The sequence below is a fragment of the Pseudomonas sp. M47T1 genome (assembly GCF_000263855.1).
In the GTDB taxonomy this organism is placed as follows: Bacteria; Pseudomonadota; Gammaproteobacteria; order Pseudomonadales; family Pseudomonadaceae; genus Aquipseudomonas.
Window position 1 is genome coordinate 165,927 of the sequence record NZ_AJWX01000005.1, and the last position, 18,887, is coordinate 184,813.

Sequence of the window (18,887 nt, forward strand, 5' to 3'; positions counted from 1 at the left end):
CCCCGAATATTGCGCCGATGTGTCGCCGCAGCCTGGCGGCAGCAGCCACGCGGGTTGAATTCGATCATTGTCGACAATCTCTCTTTTTCCTTTGACTAAAATCGCACATAACGTTAATTTCACTCAAACAAAACTACAACGTGTCGACAATATGCTCATCCATGAAGACACCGAGACGCTGTCCGAAAACGTCTTTCGACGTATCCAGGCCGCTATCGTGAAAGGTGATATCGCCCCCGGCAGCAAAATCTCGGAGCCGGAACTGGCCCGTACCTACGGCATCAGCCGCGGGCCGCTGCGCGAGGCCATCCACCGCCTGGAAGGCCAGCGGCTGCTGGTGCGCATTCCCCATGTGGGGGCACGGGTGGTCTCGCTCAGCCATGCCGAGCTGATCGAACTGTACGAGATCCGCGAGTCCTTGGAAGGCATGGCCTGCCGCCTGGCCGCCGAACGCATGAGCGACGCCGAAATCGACGAACTGCGCCATGTGCTCGACACCCACGAGCGCGACGCAGCTTTCCAGGCCGGCGTGGGCTACTACCAGCAGGAAGGCGATTTCGACTTTCATTACCGCATCATCCAGGGCAGCGGCAACCGCACCCTGGTGCAGATGCTGTGTGGCGAGCTGTACCAACTGGTGCGCATGTACCGTATCCAGTTCTCGGCCACCCCCAACCGCCCTCGCCAGGCGTTCGCCGAACACCACCGTATTCTTGACGCCATCGCCGACCGCGACGGCGAATTGGCCGAATTGCTGATGCGCCGCCATATCGGTGCATCGCGTCGCAATATCGAGCGTCACTACGCCGACGCTTCCACCCAGCCTGAGAGGTGAGTCATGAACAATAAAAACAGCCCCGGTCAACGCTTCCGTGATGCCGTGGCCAGTGAACATCCGCTGCAAGTGGTAGGCGCCATCAACGCCAACCACGCGCTGCTGGCCAAGCGTGCCGGTTTCAAGGCCATTTACCTGTCCGGTGGCGGCGTGGCCGCCGGCTCCCTTGGCCTGCCGGACCTGGGCATCAGCGGCCTGGACGATGTGCTCACCGATGTGCGCCGCATCACCGACGTGTGTGATCTGCCCCTGCTGGTGGACGTGGACACCGGCTTCGGCTCTTCGGCGTTCAACGTGGCGCGCACAGTCAAGTCGATGATCAAGTTCGGCGCTGCGGCCATTCACATCGAAGACCAGGTGGGCGCCAAGCGCTGCGGCCATCGGCCGAACAAGGAAATCGTCAGCCAGCAGGAAATGGTCGATCGCATCAAGGCCGCCGTGGACGCGCGCACCGATGACAGCTTCGTGATCATGGCGCGCACCGACGCGCTGGCCGTGGACGGCCTGAACGCCGCCCTGGACCGCGCCGAAGCGTGCATCGAGGCCGGTGCCGACATGATCTTCCCTGAAGCCATCACCGAACTGGCCATGTACAAACTGTTCGCCGACCGCGTGCGCGCGCCGATCCTGGCCAACATCACCGAATTCGGCGCCACGCCGCTGTACACCACCCAAGAACTGGCGTCGGTGGACGTTTCCCTGGTGCTGTACCCGCTGTCGGCCTTCCGCGCCATGAACAAGGCCGCCGACAACGTCTACACCGCCATCCGCCGCGACGGCACGCAGAAAAATGTCATCGACACCATGCAGACTCGCATGGAGCTGTACGACGCCATTGATTACCACGTGTTCGAACAGAAGCTCGACGCCCTGTTCGCCCAGAAAAAGGCCTGACCCACAACACCAGGGCCCATGAAAATTATGTAACACCGTGAATCCAGACAATAAATTCAAGAATGGAGACAACCATGGCCGAAGCAAAAGTATTGAGTGGTGCCGGCCTGCGTGGCCAGGTGGCCGGGCAGACCGCCCTGTCCACCGTGGGCCAGGCGGGCGCCGGCCTGACCTACCGTGGCTACGACGTGCGCGAACTGGCCGAGCACGCCACGTTTGAAGAAGTGGCCTACCTGCTGCTGTATGGCGAGCTGCCCAACCACCAGGACCTGGACCACTACCAGCACAAGCTGAGCACCCTGCGCGACCTGCCCAAGGCGCTGAAGGAAGTGCTGGAGCGCATTCCGGCCAACGCCCACCCCATGGACGTGATGCGCACCGGCTGCTCGTTCCTGGGCAACCTGGAACCGGAAAAAACCTTCGACCAGCAGCATGACGCCACCGACCGCCTGCTGGCCGCCTTCCCGGCGATCATGTGCTACTGGTACCGCTTCAGCCATCACGGCGTGCGCATCAACTGCACCAGTGACGAGCCCGACGTAGCCGGCCACTTCCTGCACCTGCTGCACGGCAAGGCGCCCAGCGAGCTGCACCGCAAGGTGATGAACGTGTCGCTGATTCTTTACGCCGAGCACGAATTCAACGCCTCAACCTTCACCGCCCGCGTGTGCGCCTCCACCCTGTCCGACCTGCATTCGTGCGTCACGGCCGCCATCGGCAGCCTGCGCGGCCCACTGCACGGCGGCGCCAACGAGGCGGCCATGGCCATGATCGAGAAGTTCCGCAACCCCGAGCAAGCCGTGCGCGGCACCCTGGGCATGCTGGAGCGCAAGGACAAGATCATGGGTTTCGGCCACGCCATCTACAAAGACAGCGATCCGCGCAACGAGGTGATCAAGGGCTGGTCGAAAAAGCTTGCGGCCGAGGTCGGTGACACTGTGCTCTTCCCTGTCTCCGAAGCCATCGACAAGACCATGTGGGAGCAGAAGAAACTGTTCCCCAACGCCGACTTCTATCACGCCTCGGCGTACCATTTCATGGGCATCCCGACCGAGCTGTTCACGCCCATTTTCGTGTGTTCGCGCCTGACCGGCTGGGCCGCGCATGTATTCGAGCAGCGGGCCAACAACCGCATCATTCGCCCGAGCGCCGAGTACGTAGGCGTTGAGCAGCGCCCGTACACCCCAATAGAACAACGCTGAAAAGCAGCGATACAGCCGCCTTTCAATGTGGGAGCGGGCTCTGCCCGCGAAGCAGACGCCGCGGTTTGGTTGACGCATCGGGGTGTGCTCTTCGCGGGCAGGGCCCGCTCCCACAACAGCACATATAGGCTGCTTCCGTGACCCACCGTGACCGAGTCCAGCGCCATGAATACTGAATACCGCAAAAACCTGCCAGGCACCCCCCTGGACTATTTCGACACCCGCGCCGCCGTCGACGCGATCAAGCCCGGCGCCTACGCCACGCTGCCCTATGTATCGCGCGTACTGGCGGAGAACCTGGTGCGCCGCTGCGAACCGGCCACCCTCAACGCCTCGCTCACGCAGTTGATCGAGCGCAAGCGCGACCTCGACTTCCCCTGGTTCCCCGCCCGCGTGGTATGCCACGACATCCTCGGGCAAACCGCCCTGGTGGACCTTGCCGGCCTGCGCGACGCCATTGCCCTGCAAGGCGGCGACCCGGCGCAGGTCAACCCGGTGGTGCCCACCCAGTTGATCGTTGACCACTCCCTGGCAGTGGAACGCGGCGGCTTCGACCCCGAGGCCTTCGAGCAGAACCGCGCCATCGAAGACCGCCGCAACGAAGACCGCTTCCACTTCATCAATTGGACCAAGAAGGCCTTCAAGAACGTCGACGTGATTGCGCCCGGCAACGGCATCATGCACCAGATCAACCTGGAGAAAATGTCGCCGGTGATCCAAGTGCAGGGCGGCGTGGCCTTCCCCGACACCTGCGTGGGCACCGACAGCCACACCCCCCACGTGGACGCCCTGGGCGTGATCGCCGTTGGCGTCGGTGGCCTGGAAGCCGAAAGCGTGATGCTGGGCCGTGCCTCGTGGATGCGCCTGCCGGAAATCGTCGGTGTGGAACTGACCGGCCAGTTGCAACCAGGCATCACCGCCACCGACATGGTGCTGGCCCTGACCCAATTCCTGCGCCAGCAGAAAGTGGTAGGCGCCTGGCTGGAGTTTTTCGGCAAGGGCGCCGCGAAGCTGACCTTGGGCGACCGCGCCACCCTCTCCAACATGGCCCCGGAATACGGCGCCACCGCGGCCATGTTCTACATCGACCAGCAAACCATCGACTACCTGAAACTCACCGGCCGCGAAGACCAGCAAGTTCAACTGGTGGAAGACTACGCCCGGTGCACCGGCCTGTGGGCCGACAGCCTGAAAACCGCCGAGTACGAACGCGGCCTCACCTTCGACCTGAGCACCGTGGTGCGCAACATGGCCGGCCCCAGCAACCCCCACGCGCGCCTGGCCACCAGCGACCTTGCCGCCAAGGGTATCGCCGCGCCCTGGACCCAGACACCTGGGCAGATGCCTGACGGCGCGGTGATCATCGCTGCCATTACCAGTTGCACCAACACCAGCAACCCGCGCAACGTGATCGCCGCAGGCCTGCTGGCGCGCAACGCCAACCGCCTGGGCCTGACGCGCAAGCCGTGGGTGAAGACGTCCCTGGCCCCCGGTTCGAAAACCGTCAAGCTGTACCTGGAAGAAGGCGGCCTGCTGCCGGAACTGGAGCAGTTGGGCTTTGGCGTGGTGGCCTTTGCCTGCACCACCTGCAACGGCATGTCCGGCGCGCTGGACCCGGCCATTCAGGAGGAAATCATCGACCGCGACCTGTACGCCACCGCCGTCCTGTCGGGCAACCGCAATTTCGACGGGCGCATCCACCCCTACGCCAAGCAGGCGTTCCTGGCTTCGCCGCCGTTGGTGGTCGCGTATGCCATTGCCGGTACCATCCGTTTCGACATCGAAAAGGACGTACTCGGCCACGGCCCCGACGGCGCCGAAGTTCGCCTCAAGGACATCTGGCCCAGCGACGAGGAAATAGACGCCCTGGTCAAAACCTCGGTCAAGCCCGAGCAGTTCCGCCAGGTGTACATTCCCATGTTTGCCATCCACGAAGACACCGGCCCCAGAGTCACGCCGCTGTATGACTGGCGCCCGCACAGCACCTACATTCGTCGCCCACCCTATTGGGAGGGCGCGCTGGCCGGCGCCCGGTCGCTCAAGGGCATGCGCCCGCTGGCAGTGCTGCCAGACAACATCACCACCGACCACCTGTCGCCGTCCAACGCCATCATGCTCGACAGTGCCGCCGGCGAATACCTGGCAAAAATGGGCCTGCCCGAGGAAGACTTCAACAGCTACGCCACCCACCGCGGCGACCACCTCACCGCTCAGCGCGCCACCTTCGCCAACCCCAAACTGTTCAACGAAATGGTGCTGAAAAACGGCAAGGTCAAACAGGGCTCCCTGGCCCGCGTGGAACCAGAAGGCCAGGTGATGCGCATGTGGGAAGCCATCGAGACCTACATGGAGCGCAAGCAGCCGCTGATCATCATTGCCGGCGCTGACTACGGCCAAGGCTCGTCCCGCGACTGGGCGGCCAAGGGCGTGCGCCTGGCCGGGGTGCAAGCCATCGCCGCCGAAGGTTTCGAGCGTATCCACCGCACCAACCTGGTGGGCATGGGCGTGTTGCCGCTGGAGTTCGTGCCGGGCACCAACCGCCACACCCTGGGCATCGACGGCACGGAAGTGTATGACGTGATGGGTGCCCGCACGCCGCGCGCCACCCTGACCCTGGTGATCACCCGCCACAACGGCGAACGCCTGGAAGTGCCGGTGACCTGCCGCCTGGACACCGCCGAAGAAGTCTCCATCTACGAAGCCGGTGGCGTGCTGCAACGCTTTGCCCAGGACTTCCTCGAACAAGCGCCTGCGGCCTGAGGACTGAAGCCATGACCCACCCCGCACACATCAGAATACCCGCCACCTACATGCGTGGCGGTACCAGCAAGGGCGTGTTTTTCAAGCTCGACGACCTGCCCCAGAGCGCCCGCCAGCCGGGTCCGGCCCGTGACGCACTGCTGCTGCGCGTCATTGGCAGCCCCGACCCCTACGGCAAGCAGATCGACGGCATGGGCGGCGCCACCTCCAGCACCAGCAAGACGGTGATTCTGGATGCCAGCACCCGCCCTGGCCACGACGTGGACTACTTGTTTGGCCAGGTGTCGATCGATTCGGCGTTCATCGACTGGAGCGGCAACTGCGGCAACTTGTCGGCGGCAGTCGGCTCGTTCGCCATCAGCAATGGCCTGGTAGCCGCCGAGCGCATTCCGCGCAACGGCATCGCCACGGTGCGCATCTGGCAGGCCAACATTGCCAAGACCATCATCGCCCACGTACCGATCACCGACGGTGACGTGCAGGAAACCGGTGACTTCGAACTGGACGGCGTGACCTTTCCCGCCGCCGAAGTGCAACTGGAGTTCATGGACCCGGCGGCCGAGGAAGAAGGCGGTGGCGGCTCGATGTTTCCCACCGGCAACCTGGTGGACGACCTGGAGGTGCCCGGCATCGGCACCTTCAAGGCAACGCTGATCAATGCCGGTATCCCTACCATCTTCCTCAACGCCGCCGACATCGGCTACACCGGTACTGAACTGCAGGACGCCATCAACAGCGACCCGCAGGCCCTGGCCCGCTTCGAAACCATCCGCGCCCATGGCGCCTTGCGCATGGGCCTGATCAAGGACCTGAGCGAGGCCGCCACCCGCCAGCACACCCCCAAAGTGGCGTTCGTGGCCTGCCCGGCCGCCTACACCGCCTCCAGCGGCAAAGCCGTGGGTGCCCAGGACACCGACCTGCTGGTGCGCGCCCTGTCCATGGGCAAGCTTCACCACGCCATGATGGGCACCGCGGCCGTGGCCATCGGCACTGCCGCGGCCATCCCCGGCACCCTGGTAAACCTGGCCGCCGGCGGTGGCGAACGCCAGAGCGTGCGTTTCGGCCACCCCTCGGGCACCTTGCGCGTGGGCGCCCAGGCCGAACGAGTCGGCAGCGACTGGACCGTCATCAAGGCCATCATGAGCCGCAGCGCACGGGTGCTGATGGAAGGCTGGGTGCGCGTCCCCAGCTAAGACCATGACGTGGCGCTCCCACACCATTCAGATGCGTAGGAGCGGCCCGTGACCGCGAAACAGGCGCCGCGGTTTATCAGGCAAAGCGCGGGTATGGCCTTCGCGGACCCGGTCCGCGCCTACAGGATGGCGCGGTACCCAAGCCACCGCCAAAGGTCCCGCGTATTGCGATGGTTCACAACTTCCTTAGTTGCCTGAAAAATAATCGGCCCACGGCTCTTTAATCGCCTATACCTTTATTCCTACGAACTAGCGTCATTAACTGCTGGCCATGGGATGGCACTGACTAGGCTTGGCCCACACCGCCAATTGCCCGCATTTAGACAGTTTTTCACCGTATTTCCCTAACGCCTGCCACGCAAGCACTGCGCCTCGCGATCATGTGCCCACACCCGGAAGGTCCGTTAAGGAGATGCTCATGAGTCATTCGCCCACCCCACTGCCTATCGACATGTCGCAACAATACCCGGTGTTGATCGTCATAAAAGAACAGGCGCAAAACGACAACATTATTTCCCGAAGTGCCCACGCTATTGTTACAGCGCTGCAACACCATGACCTGGAAGTTGAACTGGCGAATTCGTTGGAAGAAGCCCATATCGCCGTGCTGGCCAACCCCGCCTACAGCTGCGTCATCATCGGCTGGGGCTTGTGCGAAGACGCCCAGGAGCAGGCGCTGGACCTGGTTCGACTGATTCGTCGACGCACCGCCGGCCTGCCCATCATACTTGCCATGCGCAAGGCCATCAGCGGGCGCGTGCCGCTGGATTTCGTCGAACACATAGACGGTTTCATCTGGCACCCCGAGGACAGCCCCGAGTTCATTGCCGGCCGCATCGAAGCGGCGGCACGGCGTTACCTGGACACCCTGCTGCCACCCTTCTTCGGCGCGCTGGTGAACTTCGCCGGCACCCACGAATACTCCTGGCATACCCCGGGCCATACCGGCGGTACCGCTTTCATGAAAACCGCCGTGGGCCGCAGCTTCCTGGACTTCTACGGCGAACAGATGCTGCGCTCCGACCTGAGCGTGTCGGTGGGCGAACTGGGTTCACTCAATGACCACTCCGGGCCGGTGAACGCCGCGGAAAAGTACGCCGCACGGGTGTTCGGCGCCGACTTTACCTTCTTCTCGGTGGGTGGCAGTTCGGCCAGCAACGAGATAGTGCTGCACTCGGCGGTCACCGACGGCGACGCGGTGCTGGTGGACCGCAATTGCCACAAATCCTTGAACTACGCCTTGAACATGTCCGGCGCGGTGCCGCTGTACCTGCGGCCACGGCGCAATGCCCGTGGCCTGATCGGCCCGGTGCCGCTGAGCGAACTGACCCCGGCCGCCGTGGCGCAGAAACTGGCCGACAGCCCATTGGCCAGCAACAAGTCCGCCCGCCCGGTGCTGGCGGTGCTCACCAACTCCACCTACGATGGCCTGTGCTACAACGTGCAGGCCACCACCCGCGAACTGAGCCAGAGCGTGGACCGCATTCACTACGACGAAGCCTGGTATGCCTACGCGCGCTTCAACCCATTGTACGAAGGGCGCTATGGCATGCATCGCGGCGAGCGCCATGCCGACGACGCCACGGTGACCGTCACGCACTCCACCCACAAGTTGCTGGCCGCCCTCTCCCAGGCCAGCATGATCCACATTCGCTCGGGCAAGGTGCCAGTCAAACCGGCGCTGTTCAACGAAGCGTTCATGATGCACACCTCCACCTCCCCGCAATACAGCATCATCGCCTCCATCGACGTCTCTTCGAAGATGATGAACGATGCCGGCGGCTACCTCACGGACGAGTCCATCGGCGAAGCCATTGCCTTTCGCCAGGCCATGGTGCGCCTTGGCAACGAGGTGCGCGAACGCAATGCCCAGGACTGGTGGTTCGGCGTATGGCAGCCCGATGAGGTGAACGGCGTGCCCTTCGCCGACATTGACCCGCAGGTGCTGCGCCACGGCAATGCATGGGTGTTGAAACCCTCGGCTGGCTGGCATGGCTTCGGTGACCTGGGCGACGATTACTGCATGCTCGACCCTATCAAGGTCACGGTCCTCACGCCCGGCCAGACGCTATTAGGCGAAATGGAGGAAGACGGCATCCCGGCGCCGCTGGTGTCCTCGTTCCTTTCGAGCCGCGGCATCGTGGTGGAGAAAACCGAGCCCTATTCGATATTGCTGCTGTTCAGCCTGGGCATTACCAAAGGCAAATGGGGCTCGCTGGTGGCGGGGTTGATGGAGTTCAAGAAGCACTACGACAACAACGCGCCGCTCGAGCAGGTACTCCCTGACCTGGCGGCCGCCCACCCCGCGCACTATGGCGACATGGGCCTGCAAGACCTGGCCCGGGCCATGCACAAAGACATGCTGGCCACGCAGATGTTGCACAACATGGACCAGGCCTACACGGTGCTGCCGGATATTGTCAGTTCGCCCCGCGAAACCTACGCGCGCCTGGTGCGCGGCGAAGTGGAGCAGATTGACGTGCGCGACATGCGCGACCGAACCGTGGCCGTGCAGATCGTGCCCTACCCGCCTGGCATCCCGCTGATGATGCCCGGCGAGAAAGTCGGCGCCGACAAGCAGGCGGTCATCGACTACCTGCTGGCCATGGAACTGTTCGACGGCCACTTCCCCGGGTTCGAACACGACAACCACGGTGTGGAGATCGAGCGTGACGCAAAGGGGCTGCCGACCTATCGCATCTACGTGGTGAAACAGTAGGACTATCCCTTCCCGCTACGGGAAGTCGCCCGGCCAACGGGCTAACACGGTAGACAACGCAAGGAGTCTGCGATGGCTGAGTCAAGTAAGAAGATGAGCCTGATGGGCCTCACCACACTGGTGGCGGTCAACATGATGGGCTCGGGCATCATCATGTTACCCACCAACATGGCCCAACTGGGGGCCGTTTCGCTGTTGTCATGGATCATTACCGCAGTCGGCTCCATGGCCATCGCCTATTGCTTTGCCCAATGCGGTATCTATTGCCCGCGCTCGGGGGGCATGTCCGCCTACACGGAGGAAGCCCATGCCAAGTCCGGGTTCTTCCTGTGCTCGTTCCTGTACTTCCTGTCGCTGGCCATCGCCAACGTGGCGATCGCCATTTCGGCGGTGGGCTACCTGACCTCGTTCGTGCCATGGCTGGGCAGCGGCGCCGTGCCGTTGTTCATCGGCACCGTGGCGCTGATCTGGGTGACCATCGTGGCCAACTTCGGCGGGCCGGCCATCACCGGCAAGATAGGTGCGGTCAGCGTGTGGGGGGTGATTATTCCGGTGGCGGGGTTGAGCATCATCGGCTGGTTTTTCTTCAAGCCAGAGCTGTTCTCCGCCGCCTGGAACCCCAATAACCTGCCCCTCTCCGACGCCATCAGCAAGAGCATTCCGCTGACGTTGTGGGCGTTCCTGGGCATGGAATCGGCGGCGCAGGCCTCGGATGCGGTAGAAAACCCCAAGCGCACCGTGCCGCTGGCCTGCCTGTTCGGCACCCTGGGCGCGGCCGTGGTGTACGTGCTGTCGACCACGGTGATACAGGGCATCGTGCCCAACGCCGAACTGGCCAACTCCTCGGCGCCGTTCGCCCTGGTATACGCGAAAATGTTCACCCCGCTGGTGGGCAACATCATCATGGCCTTGGCCGTGATGGCCTGCATCGGTTCGCTGCTGGGCTGGCAATTCACCTTGGCGCAAACGGCCAAGATGTCGGCGGACCAGGCCATGTTCCCGCGCTTTTTCGGCAAGGTCACGGCCATGGACGCGCCCATCGTCGGCATGGTGGTGTGCGGCGTACTGCAAACGATCATGGCCGTGTCGACCATCTCGCCCAACGCCAGTGCGCAGTTCAGCAAGCTGGTGAACCTGGCGGCAGTGACCAACCTGATCCCCTACGTCACCGCACTCACGGGGCTGCTGGTGATGATGTACAAGGCCAATGCGAGCGCCTCCACCTACACCCGCAACACAGCGCTGCTGCTGATAGCCGTGGCCTATTCGCTGTACGCGCTGTACGCGTGCGGCAAGGACGCGGTGTTCGGCGGCACCTTGGTACTGGCCTTCGGCTACCTGCTGTACGGCTTCCTGGCCAAGCGCTTTGTCGACCCGTTGCCGGTTATCGAACCAGGCCGGCGTTGATGGTTAATTCAGGATTGCCAAGACCCACGAACACGGGGAACAGGAAATGAACGTTAAATCAGCCAAACCCGCCGGCCTGTGGCTCGCCTGCCTGCTGGCGGTACTGCCAGTGATCGCCACCGCCAGCACGCTTGAGCGTGTGCGCGCCAGCAACACCTTGACCTTGGGCTACCTGCCCGACTTCGAACCGTTCTCCGGCAAGGACGGCGACAAAGTCAGCGGCTATGCCATGGCCCTGTGCGAGAAAATCGCCGACAAGGTCAAGGCCGACCTGGGCCTGCCGTCACTGCAAGTGCGCTATCAGCCGGTGACGGTCGCCGACGAGATCAGCAGTGTCAGCTCGGGCAAGGTCGACATCCTCTGCACGCCTACGCCGGCCACACTGCAATGGCGCAAGACGGTCAGTTTCTCCATTCCGATCTACACCGCCGGCCTCTCTGCGGTGGTGCGCGCCAACTCCCATGAAGCGCTGCTCAAGATCATCAATGGCAAAGAGGCCCACACCGGCCCTACCTGGCGCGCCACTCTCAACCGCGGCCTGTCCAACCAGACCTTCGCCGCCATCGAGGGTGGCGTCACCGAGGACTGGTTGCGTGATGAGTTCAAATTGCTTGGCTTGGTAGCGACCCTGGTCACCGTCAAAGATAACGACGAAGGCATCAAGCTGGTGGCCGATGGCAAGGCCGATGCCTTTCTGTCCGAACGCATGCTACTCAAGACCCAGGTGGCAAAGGACTACCCCCAAGGTGAATTGACGGTGGTCGATCGCATCTTCGACTACGCCCCGGCCTCCATGGTCATCGGCCGTGGCGACGAGGATTTCCGCCTATTGGTGGACACCGAACTCAGCGAGCTGTACCGCTCGGGGCAAATCGAACAAGGCTACAATCAGTACCTGGGCGGGGTGAGCGACACCACCCGAAGGCTGTTCAAGGTGTATGCCGTGCCAGACGTTGCGCACTGAGCCGGTCAGCAGCATCACAGCCCTTGCCGCCCACGGCCAAGGGCTGCGACCCGCGCTTCAATGGAACGGGAAGATGTAGTTCATCCAGGCGGCCATCCTCAGCAGTATCTTGCGCATGGCCGCGATGTGATGAAAATGCTGGCTGTACAGGGCCGTCTGGCCATAGGCGCCCCCTGGCATCTGCTTGCTGTACTGCGCGAAGGCAGGGTCTGTGATTTCGATGATGACCGGAACGCGGCCCGGCGGCGGTGAGCCGGTATAGCTGATCAAGTCACCCGATGGCTGCACCTGACCCTCACCGATCACACCCAGCACGCTTTTTACCCGGCCCGCGAACACCTGCCCGGGAATACCGTCAAACGCCACTTCCGCTTCATCCCCGACCGTGAGCCGCAACAAACTGTTCTGGCGCATCCATGCGGTAAAATAAAAGCCCTCATCAGGAATAAACACCATGGAGGGGCGAAGCGGAAACTTGGTCGCCATAATGCCGGGCCTTAAGGCAACCTGGGTCACAAAGCCTTTGCTGGGTGCCCGCACCGTTGTGTTATCCAATTCAAACTGGGCAATATTAAGTTGCGCCTGCAAGTCGTCGGCATGGCCCATGGCCGCTTCCAGTTCGCGGGGCGTACCAAACCCTCGTTTGATCAACTCACTGACCCGGTACTGATCGCCTTTTGCCACAGAAAGCTGCGCCTTGATAGACTTCACCTTATTGTCGAAGGGCGTGGGGTCCAACCGAAAGAGCACGTCGCCTTTTTCCAGGGGAACATTCGCCTGGACCGGCACCTCAATCACTTTCGCGGTCACCACGGGTATCACCGGCACCGAAATAAAATAGGTGCGTGCGACTTCCGAGTACGGGTGGTTGTAGTTCATCGTGAATATCAAGGCACCCATCAACACCACCCCACCCAGCACGGCCGTGGGCACGGTCCATTTATTCAGCGGTATGCGAAATATCTTGAACAGCGCAATGCACACCGCCGCGTAGGTCAATATCAACAGCAGGTCCATGGTTCAGTCACCCCTGCCGGTATCTTCATTGACCACAGGCACGACGCCGCTGGCCTGCTCAAGCCTGGCAAGGCGGTCCTGCAGTTCGCGCACCTGTTCTTCAAGGTGCACCACGTGAACGTGCGGCGTTTGCCCGTCCTTGAAGCCCCAGCCTCGGTCCTTTTGATAAAGGGTGGCCCAGATCCAGAGGAACGGCCACAGCGCATGCAGGGTAAACAGGCTGACCCAGCCCGTTGCATGTATTGCGTCTTGATGGGGGTGATTGCGATGTACGGCAATTTCATACGGTATATCGTGCAGCACGATAATCCCGTAAAACAACACAACCCCCACGAAAATCAACAGCCCCAGTGCAAAGTAGTCCAGCATGATGCCTCCGACAAACACGCATTAAACCCCCGCACCGAGCGGACGGCGGTTTCAGGAGAGTTCCTTGTGCACAGGCATCATTAGTTATAGTCGAGGTTCATCTCGCCGCGGCCACCCTCAGTCGGAAAAAACATGACCGGTAACCGCCAAATGTTAAGTGGCAGCCGAGCAGCGGCAGCCAGTTTATCAATGATGACTACCGAAGCGACTCCGATAATTCCTACATGATCTAACCTCATCAGTCTGAACGGTTGACCTGCGAGCGAGAACGCCATGCGCCGTACGCACACGTCATTGATTGGCGCATTATTAATATTTATTTATTTATTCGCCAGCGAAGCAGCGGCCGTTGAGCCCACCACGGAACCTGCGAACCGAGACAAACCAGCCTGGGTTGACGTATCCCCCGCCGACCTCACGGTATTACAACTGCAACTGGACAGTCTCAAGCAAACGATTTCCTCAGCCAACAACTACAATCAGTTGGAACGGCCCCTCAATCAGGTTAAATCCGTACTCGAAGAAATCGCTCGCCTGACGGCCGCACTAGTGCCTGAACAGGCACAACTGCAAAACCGTCTGGCGGTGCTGGGGCCGGTGCCAACCGGTTCGCTCACGCCGGAAAAAGCCGATATCGCGGCGCAGCGCAGCATGCTTGTGCAGCAGAAAACCGCGGTAGACGACGCCCTGCAGGCCTTGGCGACCATCAAGCAGAACGCCACCGGTTTGCAGGCGCAGATCACCGACATTCGCCGCGACCTGCTGGAAAATGAACTGACCCTGGCCACCGAAAGTATCCTCAGCCCGCGTTTCTGGGCGCCGTTGCTGGCCCCGGCGCAGGAGGACCGGCAACACCTGGGGTTTTTCATGGGCCAACTTGGCGAGGCCGGCGCGACGGCCTGGTTACCGGGCTATCGATTAGCGACCTCGTTGTTGATTGTCCTGGCGTTGCTGGTGTGGACCCTGGGCCGTTACCTGATGGAGCGCGGCCTGACCCACCTTTGCCTGCGGTATGTGCCCGAAGGGCGCTTGCGCCGCAGCACACTGGCGCTGGCCTCGGTGGCGGCGTGCCTGGTCGCCGCTGCCTGTGCGTTGCACCTGCTGATGTATGGCTGCACACGCAACGCCACCTTGACCCCACTGCTGAGCGAGTTCTGCGAGCAGTTCGAAAAGGTGGTGTACGCCTGCGTACTGATCACCGGGCTGGGCCGTGCCTTGCTGTCAACTTCGCGCCCTTCCTGGCGCTTGCCGACCATGGCCGATGCCATGGCAGCAACGCTCGCCCCGTTTCCCCGGCTGTTTGCCTCGGCGTTGCTGGTGCTGACCACCGTGCAAATCACCAATATCGCCGGCATGAGCAGCCCAGTGGTGATTGCCGGCCGCGGTATTATCGCACTGGTGGTCACCGGCCTGATGCTGGCCCTATTGGTGCGCGCCGCCAAGGCACGTCGGCAGACCGCACCTGCAAAAGCGGCGAGCACCCCGGTCAGCACCTTCACCGGAGTGCTGTATGTTGCGGCGTGCCTTGTCGTGGTGGCGTCGCTGTTCGCCCTGCTGGCCGGGTACATTTCCTTTGCCCGCTTCATCACCTATGAACTGGTGTGGGTGTTCATCATCTTTGCTGGTTTCTACCTGCTGTTGCAGTTGTTCAAGGACAGCGTCGAGTCCCTTTTTTCACCCCGGCATGCCAGCGGCAAAGCGCTCAAGCAACTGCTGGGCCTGAGCGATCGGCGCCTGGACCAAGCCTGCGTCATCGTCTCGGGGGGTGTTCGGGCCGTGCTGTATCTGCTGGCCGCCATCAGCCTGTTTGTCGGCGGTATCGGCGTGACCCTGGGCCAATTGATCACACGCATCGCCGACATTCTCGGCGGCGCGGGGCTGCGCAAACTGGACATCATCCCCAGCCACGTACTCAATGCACTGCTGGCGCTGTTGATTGGCGTCTTCCTGGTTCGGTCCCTGCGGCGCTGGCTGGACCATGAACTGCTGCCCAAAACCGACATGGCCCCGGGCATGGGCGCCTCCCTGAGCACGCTGTTCGGGAACATTGGCTACGCCCTGGTCATCCTCTTCAGCCTTTCCTCACTGGGGGTTCGCTGGACCAACCTGGCCTGGATCGTCAGCGCGCTGTCGGTGGGCATCGGCTTTGGCTTGCAGGAAATCGTCAAGAATTTCGTCTCCGGCCTGATCCTGCTGACCGAACGCCCGGTCAAGGTCGGCGACCTGATCAGCATCAGCGGGGTGGAGGGCGATATCCGCCGGATCAACGTGCGCGCCACCGAAATCCAGCTCAGTGATCGCTCCATCGTGATTGTGCCCAACTCCCAATTGATCTCGCAGAACCTGCGCAATGTCACCCTGGGTGGCAGCGCCCAGGGGGTGGCGACCCTGGAGTTGCTGTTGCCGTTGAACATCAGTCCCGACCAGGCGCAGAACCTGCTGTTGGACACCTACCGCAGCCACCCCGCCATTCTTGAAAAACCTGCGCCCTTCGTACGCTTCAGCAAGTTGTCGCCCGACGGCATCACGTTGACCGTCACCGGCTACGTCGGCAGCCCGAGGATTGTCGGCACCACCAAGAGCGACCTGCTGTTTGAGATTCTCAAGCGCCTGGGTGCGGCCGGCATCGAGCTGGCGCGCCCCAGCCCGGTTACGTGACCGCCAGCTACAGCCCCATCAGCTCTCGCACCCGCGAGGTCAGCACATCAATGGCAAAGGGCTTGGTCAGCACGTGCATGCCAGGCTCCAGTTGCCCCTCGCCGATGGCCGCACTCTCCGCGTAGCCGGTGATGAACAGGGTTCGCAAGCCGGGCCTGACTTCCCGGGCGGCGTCGGCCATTTGCCGGCCGTTCATGCCGCCCGGCAACCCCACGTCGGTGATCAGCATGTCGATGGGCACGTCCGAGCGCAGCACCTTCAGGCCACCGACGCTGTCGGCCGCTTCAACCAGCGTATAACCAAGGTCGCTCAACACCTCGGTCAGGAGCATGCGCACGGTAGGTTCATCGTCCACCACCAGGATGGTGCCGCCGCCGCCCACCACCGTCGCCGCCGTGTTGCTGACCGCGCTCTCGACATTGATGTCACCTGCGGCATACCGGGGCAGGTAAACGTACATCGACGTGCCCTCGCCTACCTGGGAGACGATGCGCACCTGGCCCCCCGACTGCTGGGCAAAGCCATAGATCATCGACAGCCCCAGCCCGGTGCCCTGGCCAATGGGCTTGGTGGTGAAGAATGGGTCGAATGCCTTGGCGACCACGTCCGGCGCCATGCCCACACCGGTGTCGTGCACGCACAGGGTCAGGTATTCGCCGGCAGCCATGTCCAGGGCCTTGGCTTCCTGCGCCTGCACCCGGACGTTGGTGGTGGCAATGGTGATCTTGCCGCCTTCGAGCATGGCATCGCGGGAGTTGATGCACAGGTTCAGCAGGGCGTTTTCCAGCTGGCTGGGGTCCACCAGCGCTGGCCACAGGTCGGTGGCACCGACGGTTTCCACGACAATGCTGGGGCCCACGGTGCGCTGTATCAGGTCGCTAATGCCTTCCACCAGCGCATTGACGTTGGTGGGGCGCGGGTCCAGGGTTTGCCGCCGGGAGAAGGCCAACAACCGGTGGGTCAGCGCCGCGGCGCGTTTGGCCGCGCCCTGCGCCGTGGTCAGGTAACGGTCGACGTCCGTCAGGCGGCCCTGGGCGATGCGCGTGCCCAGCAGTTCCAGCGCCCCCGAGATGCCCGCCAGCAGGTTATTGAAATCGTGTGCCAGGCCGCCGGTCAGTTGGCCCACCGCCTCCATTTTCTGTGACTGGCGCAGTTTTTCTTCCGCGCGCATCAGCTCGGCGCTGCGCTCGGCCACCCGCTGTTCCAGGGTGTCGTTGAGCGAGCGCAAGGCGGCCGTGGCCCGATCACGCTGGGCCTCCACCGAGCGGCGCTCTTCCACGTCTATCAATACCCCTGGAAAACTCAGGGGCGTGCCATCCTCGGCCAGGTCAACGCGGCCGTTGGCTTCAATCCAGTAATACTTGCCGTCGGCGCGGCGCACCCGGTACTGGTGCGCGTAGGCGCCGCCCCGGGCAACCACCTCATTGATGGCCGCCGTCAGCCCAGGCTTGTCCTCGGGGTGCACGGTCTCCACCACCTGGGCCAGGCTCAGGCCCTCGTGGCCCAGGGCCGGGTCCAGGCCGAAGGCGCGGGCGAACGCCTCATCCACCGTGAAATTATCGTTGGGCAGGTCCCAGTGCCAGGTGCCGAAAATGGCCCCCGCCGCCAGGGCCAGTTGTACCCGTTCCACGTTCTCGCGAGCCACGGCTTCGCTTTTGCGCAGGCGCTCCTGAGCGTCACGGCGGCCGGTCACGTCGTTGAAAATGATCGCGATCTGCCGGTCCACTGGGTCGCCCACGGGCACGGCGCGCACGTCGAACCAGCGCTCGAACGCCTTGGCGTAACTCTCGAAATTGATCGGCACCCGGGTCTTGGCCACGCGTCCATAAGTCTCGAACCAGAACGGCTCCAGGTCCGGGGCAAACTCGGTCACCCATTTGCCGCGCAGGTTCACCCCCGACTCACGCTCGAACGCCGGGTTGGCCTCCAGAAAGCGGTAGTCCACCGGCTGGTCGTCAGCATCGAACTTCACCTGCACAATGGCGAAGGCCGCCTCCACGGTCTCCAGAATAGTGCGAAAGCGCTCCTCGCTCTGCCGCAACGCCGCCTCCGCGGTGCGCATGCGGGTCAGGTCCAGCATGGCGCCGATCATCCGCACCGCCCGGCCCTGCCCGTCGCGGATCACCTGGCCACGGTCGAGCACCTGGGCGTAGGTGCCGTTGAACCGGCGGAAGCGGTATTCGTCCGACCAGTCATTGGTGCCGCCGTCGATGACCGCGTGAATGGAAGCATGAACGCGCGGGTTGTCGTCGGGGTGAATGTGGGCCAGCCACCATTCGCCGGTGTTCTCCACTGACGCCACCGGGTGGCCATAGGAGCGCTCCAGCGCCTCGTTCCACTGCACGTGGTTGCTGGTGAGGTCCCAGTCCCAGATCGCGTCATTGGTGGCTTTTACCGCCAACTGATAGCGCGTGCGCGCGTCGTCGATGGCGCGTGCGGCCTCATCGGTCGCACTGTCGGCACCGCTGCTGATGCCCGCTGCCGCCAGCAACCGGCGAAGGCGCGCGTTCTCGGCCTCAAGTTCCTGAGGGGTATTGTGTTTCAACGTTTCACCCACGCACGCACCCTTAGGCATTTGGACAAGCTTTGCGCTCCTCGTTGCAGATTATGAGGAGGACTGCGGGGGCGATGCAAAGGTTCCTTGGGGGCAAGGCTAAAATTGCCAGCATTCTGCGGCTCAAGGCTCGCTGGCTATGCCCTGCCGCTGCCGTCAGGCTGCGCTGGCCCTGTGCCTTGCTGAGGTTCTTCAGTGTACTCAGGGGGGCCGCGCAGCCTGCCGGCAGCGGCTACAGTGATTCTCTGCGCCCGGTATCTAACCCTGGCCGGTCATTTGCTAGAAAGCAGCATCGATCAGGCTGACGACACCACC

Annotated in this window: 12 protein-coding genes; 9 read left to right on the forward strand and 3 right to left on the reverse strand. The window is 62.8% G+C overall.

The features are described 5' to 3' along the window. Nucleotides 1-151 precede the first annotated feature (151 nt). From PMM47T1_RS08230 to PMM47T1_RS08265, 8 genes are all read left to right on the forward strand, one after another. Nucleotides 152-835 carry a GntR family transcriptional regulator gene (locus PMM47T1_RS08230; RefSeq protein ID WP_008367564.1) on the forward strand — a complete coding sequence of 228 codons (684 nt, stop codon included), beginning with the start codon at nt 152-154 and terminating at the stop codon, nt 833-835. A gap of 3 nt (nt 836-838) precedes the next feature. Then, nucleotides 839-1,729, forward strand: coding sequence for a methylisocitrate lyase (prpB, locus tag PMM47T1_RS08235; protein WP_008367565.1), 891 nt, complete (start codon nt 839-841; stop codon nt 1,727-1,729). Nucleotides 1,730-1,803: 74 nt separating this feature from the next. Further along, complete coding sequence (prpC, locus tag PMM47T1_RS08240; RefSeq protein WP_008367566.1) at nt 1,804-2,931, forward strand: bifunctional 2-methylcitrate synthase/citrate synthase; 1,128 nt, start codon at nt 1,804-1,806, stop codon at nt 2,929-2,931. Between the two features lie 165 nt (nt 2,932-3,096). Then, entirely contained in the window at nt 3,097-5,691 is a 2,595-nt protein-coding gene (gene acnD / locus PMM47T1_RS08245; protein ID WP_008367568.1) for a Fe/S-dependent 2-methylisocitrate dehydratase AcnD, read from the forward strand. An 11-nt stretch (nt 5,692-5,702) separates the two neighbouring features. After that, the gene (prpF, locus tag PMM47T1_RS08250) at nt 5,703-6,884 is read left to right on the forward strand and encodes a 2-methylaconitate cis-trans isomerase PrpF (RefSeq protein WP_008367570.1); all 1,182 of its coding nucleotides are present in this window, start codon (nt 5,703-5,705) and stop codon (nt 6,882-6,884) included. Nucleotides 6,885-7,302: 418 nt separating this feature from the next. Continuing rightward, a complete protein-coding gene (locus tag PMM47T1_RS08255) occupies nt 7,303-9,603 on the forward strand; it encodes an Orn/Lys/Arg decarboxylase N-terminal domain-containing protein (protein ID WP_008367572.1) in 2,301 nt (766 codons plus the stop codon). A 72-nt stretch (nt 9,604-9,675) separates the two neighbouring features. Continuing rightward, entirely contained in the window at nt 9,676-11,010 is a 1,335-nt protein-coding gene (potE, locus tag PMM47T1_RS08260) for a putrescine-ornithine antiporter (protein ID WP_008367573.1), read from the forward strand. Between the two features lie 46 nt (nt 11,011-11,056). Continuing rightward, on the forward strand, nt 11,057-11,974 hold the full coding sequence (locus PMM47T1_RS08265; RefSeq protein WP_008367575.1) for an amino acid ABC transporter substrate-binding protein: 918 nt from the start codon (nt 11,057-11,059) through the stop codon (nt 11,972-11,974). A gap of 57 nt (nt 11,975-12,031) precedes the next feature. Here the strand turns inward: PMM47T1_RS08265 and PMM47T1_RS08270 are convergent, their stop codons facing one another. Both PMM47T1_RS08270 and PMM47T1_RS08275 read right to left on the reverse strand, forming a co-directional pair. Continuing rightward, nucleotides 12,032-12,991 carry an HlyD family secretion protein gene (locus tag PMM47T1_RS08270; protein WP_008367577.1) on the reverse strand — a complete coding sequence of 320 codons (960 nt, stop codon included), beginning with the start codon at nt 12,989-12,991 and terminating at the stop codon, nt 12,032-12,034. A 3-nt stretch (nt 12,992-12,994) separates the two neighbouring features. Continuing rightward, nucleotides 12,995-13,360: a DUF3302 domain-containing protein gene (locus tag PMM47T1_RS08275; protein ID WP_008367579.1), complete on the reverse strand. Its 366-nt coding sequence runs from the start codon at nt 13,358-13,360 to the stop codon at nt 12,995-12,997. Nucleotides 13,361-13,633: 273 nt separating this feature from the next. Between PMM47T1_RS08275 and PMM47T1_RS08285 the strand changes: the two genes are divergently transcribed. Further along, a complete protein-coding gene (locus PMM47T1_RS08285) occupies nt 13,634-16,018 on the forward strand; it encodes a DUF3772 domain-containing protein (RefSeq protein WP_043300847.1) in 2,385 nt (794 codons plus the stop codon). A 7-nt stretch (nt 16,019-16,025) separates the two neighbouring features. Here PMM47T1_RS08285 and PMM47T1_RS08290 read toward each other — a convergent pair whose 3' ends face one another. Then, entirely contained in the window at nt 16,026-18,593 is a 2,568-nt protein-coding gene (locus tag PMM47T1_RS08290) for a PAS domain-containing protein (protein WP_008367585.1), read from the reverse strand. Nucleotides 18,594-18,887 lie beyond the last annotated feature (294 nt).

Bases quoted from the DNA above. Each gene is read 5' to 3' on its own strand.
- PMM47T1_RS08285 (WP_043300847.1), top strand. From the start codon at position 13,634: ATGCGCCGTACGCACACGTCATTGATTGGCGCATTATTAATATTTATT.
- prpC (WP_008367566.1), top strand. From the start codon at position 1,804: ATGGCCGAAGCAAAAGTATTGAGTGGTGCCGGCCTGCGTGGCCAGGTG.
- prpB (WP_008367565.1), top strand. From the start codon at position 839: ATGAACAATAAAAACAGCCCCGGTCAACGCTTCCGTGATGCCGTGGCC.
- prpF (WP_008367570.1), top strand. From the start codon at position 5,703: ATGACCCACCCCGCACACATCAGAATACCCGCCACCTACATGCGTGGC.
- PMM47T1_RS08290 (WP_008367585.1), bottom strand. From the start codon at position 18,593: ATGCCTAAGGGTGCGTGCGTGGGTGAAACGTTGAAACACAATACCCCT.
- PMM47T1_RS08265 (WP_008367575.1), top strand. From the start codon at position 11,057: ATGAACGTTAAATCAGCCAAACCCGCCGGCCTGTGGCTCGCCTGCCTG.
- PMM47T1_RS08230 (WP_008367564.1), top strand. From the start codon at position 152: ATGCTCATCCATGAAGACACCGAGACGCTGTCCGAAAACGTCTTTCGA.
- acnD (WP_008367568.1), top strand. From the start codon at position 3,097: ATGAATACTGAATACCGCAAAAACCTGCCAGGCACCCCCCTGGACTAT.
- PMM47T1_RS08270 (WP_008367577.1), bottom strand. From the start codon at position 12,991: ATGGACCTGCTGTTGATATTGACCTACGCGGCGGTGTGCATTGCGCTG.
- PMM47T1_RS08255 (WP_008367572.1), top strand. From the start codon at position 7,303: ATGAGTCATTCGCCCACCCCACTGCCTATCGACATGTCGCAACAATAC.
- potE (WP_008367573.1), top strand. From the start codon at position 9,676: ATGGCTGAGTCAAGTAAGAAGATGAGCCTGATGGGCCTCACCACACTG.
- PMM47T1_RS08275 (WP_008367579.1), bottom strand. From the start codon at position 13,360: ATGCTGGACTACTTTGCACTGGGGCTGTTGATTTTCGTGGGGGTTGTG.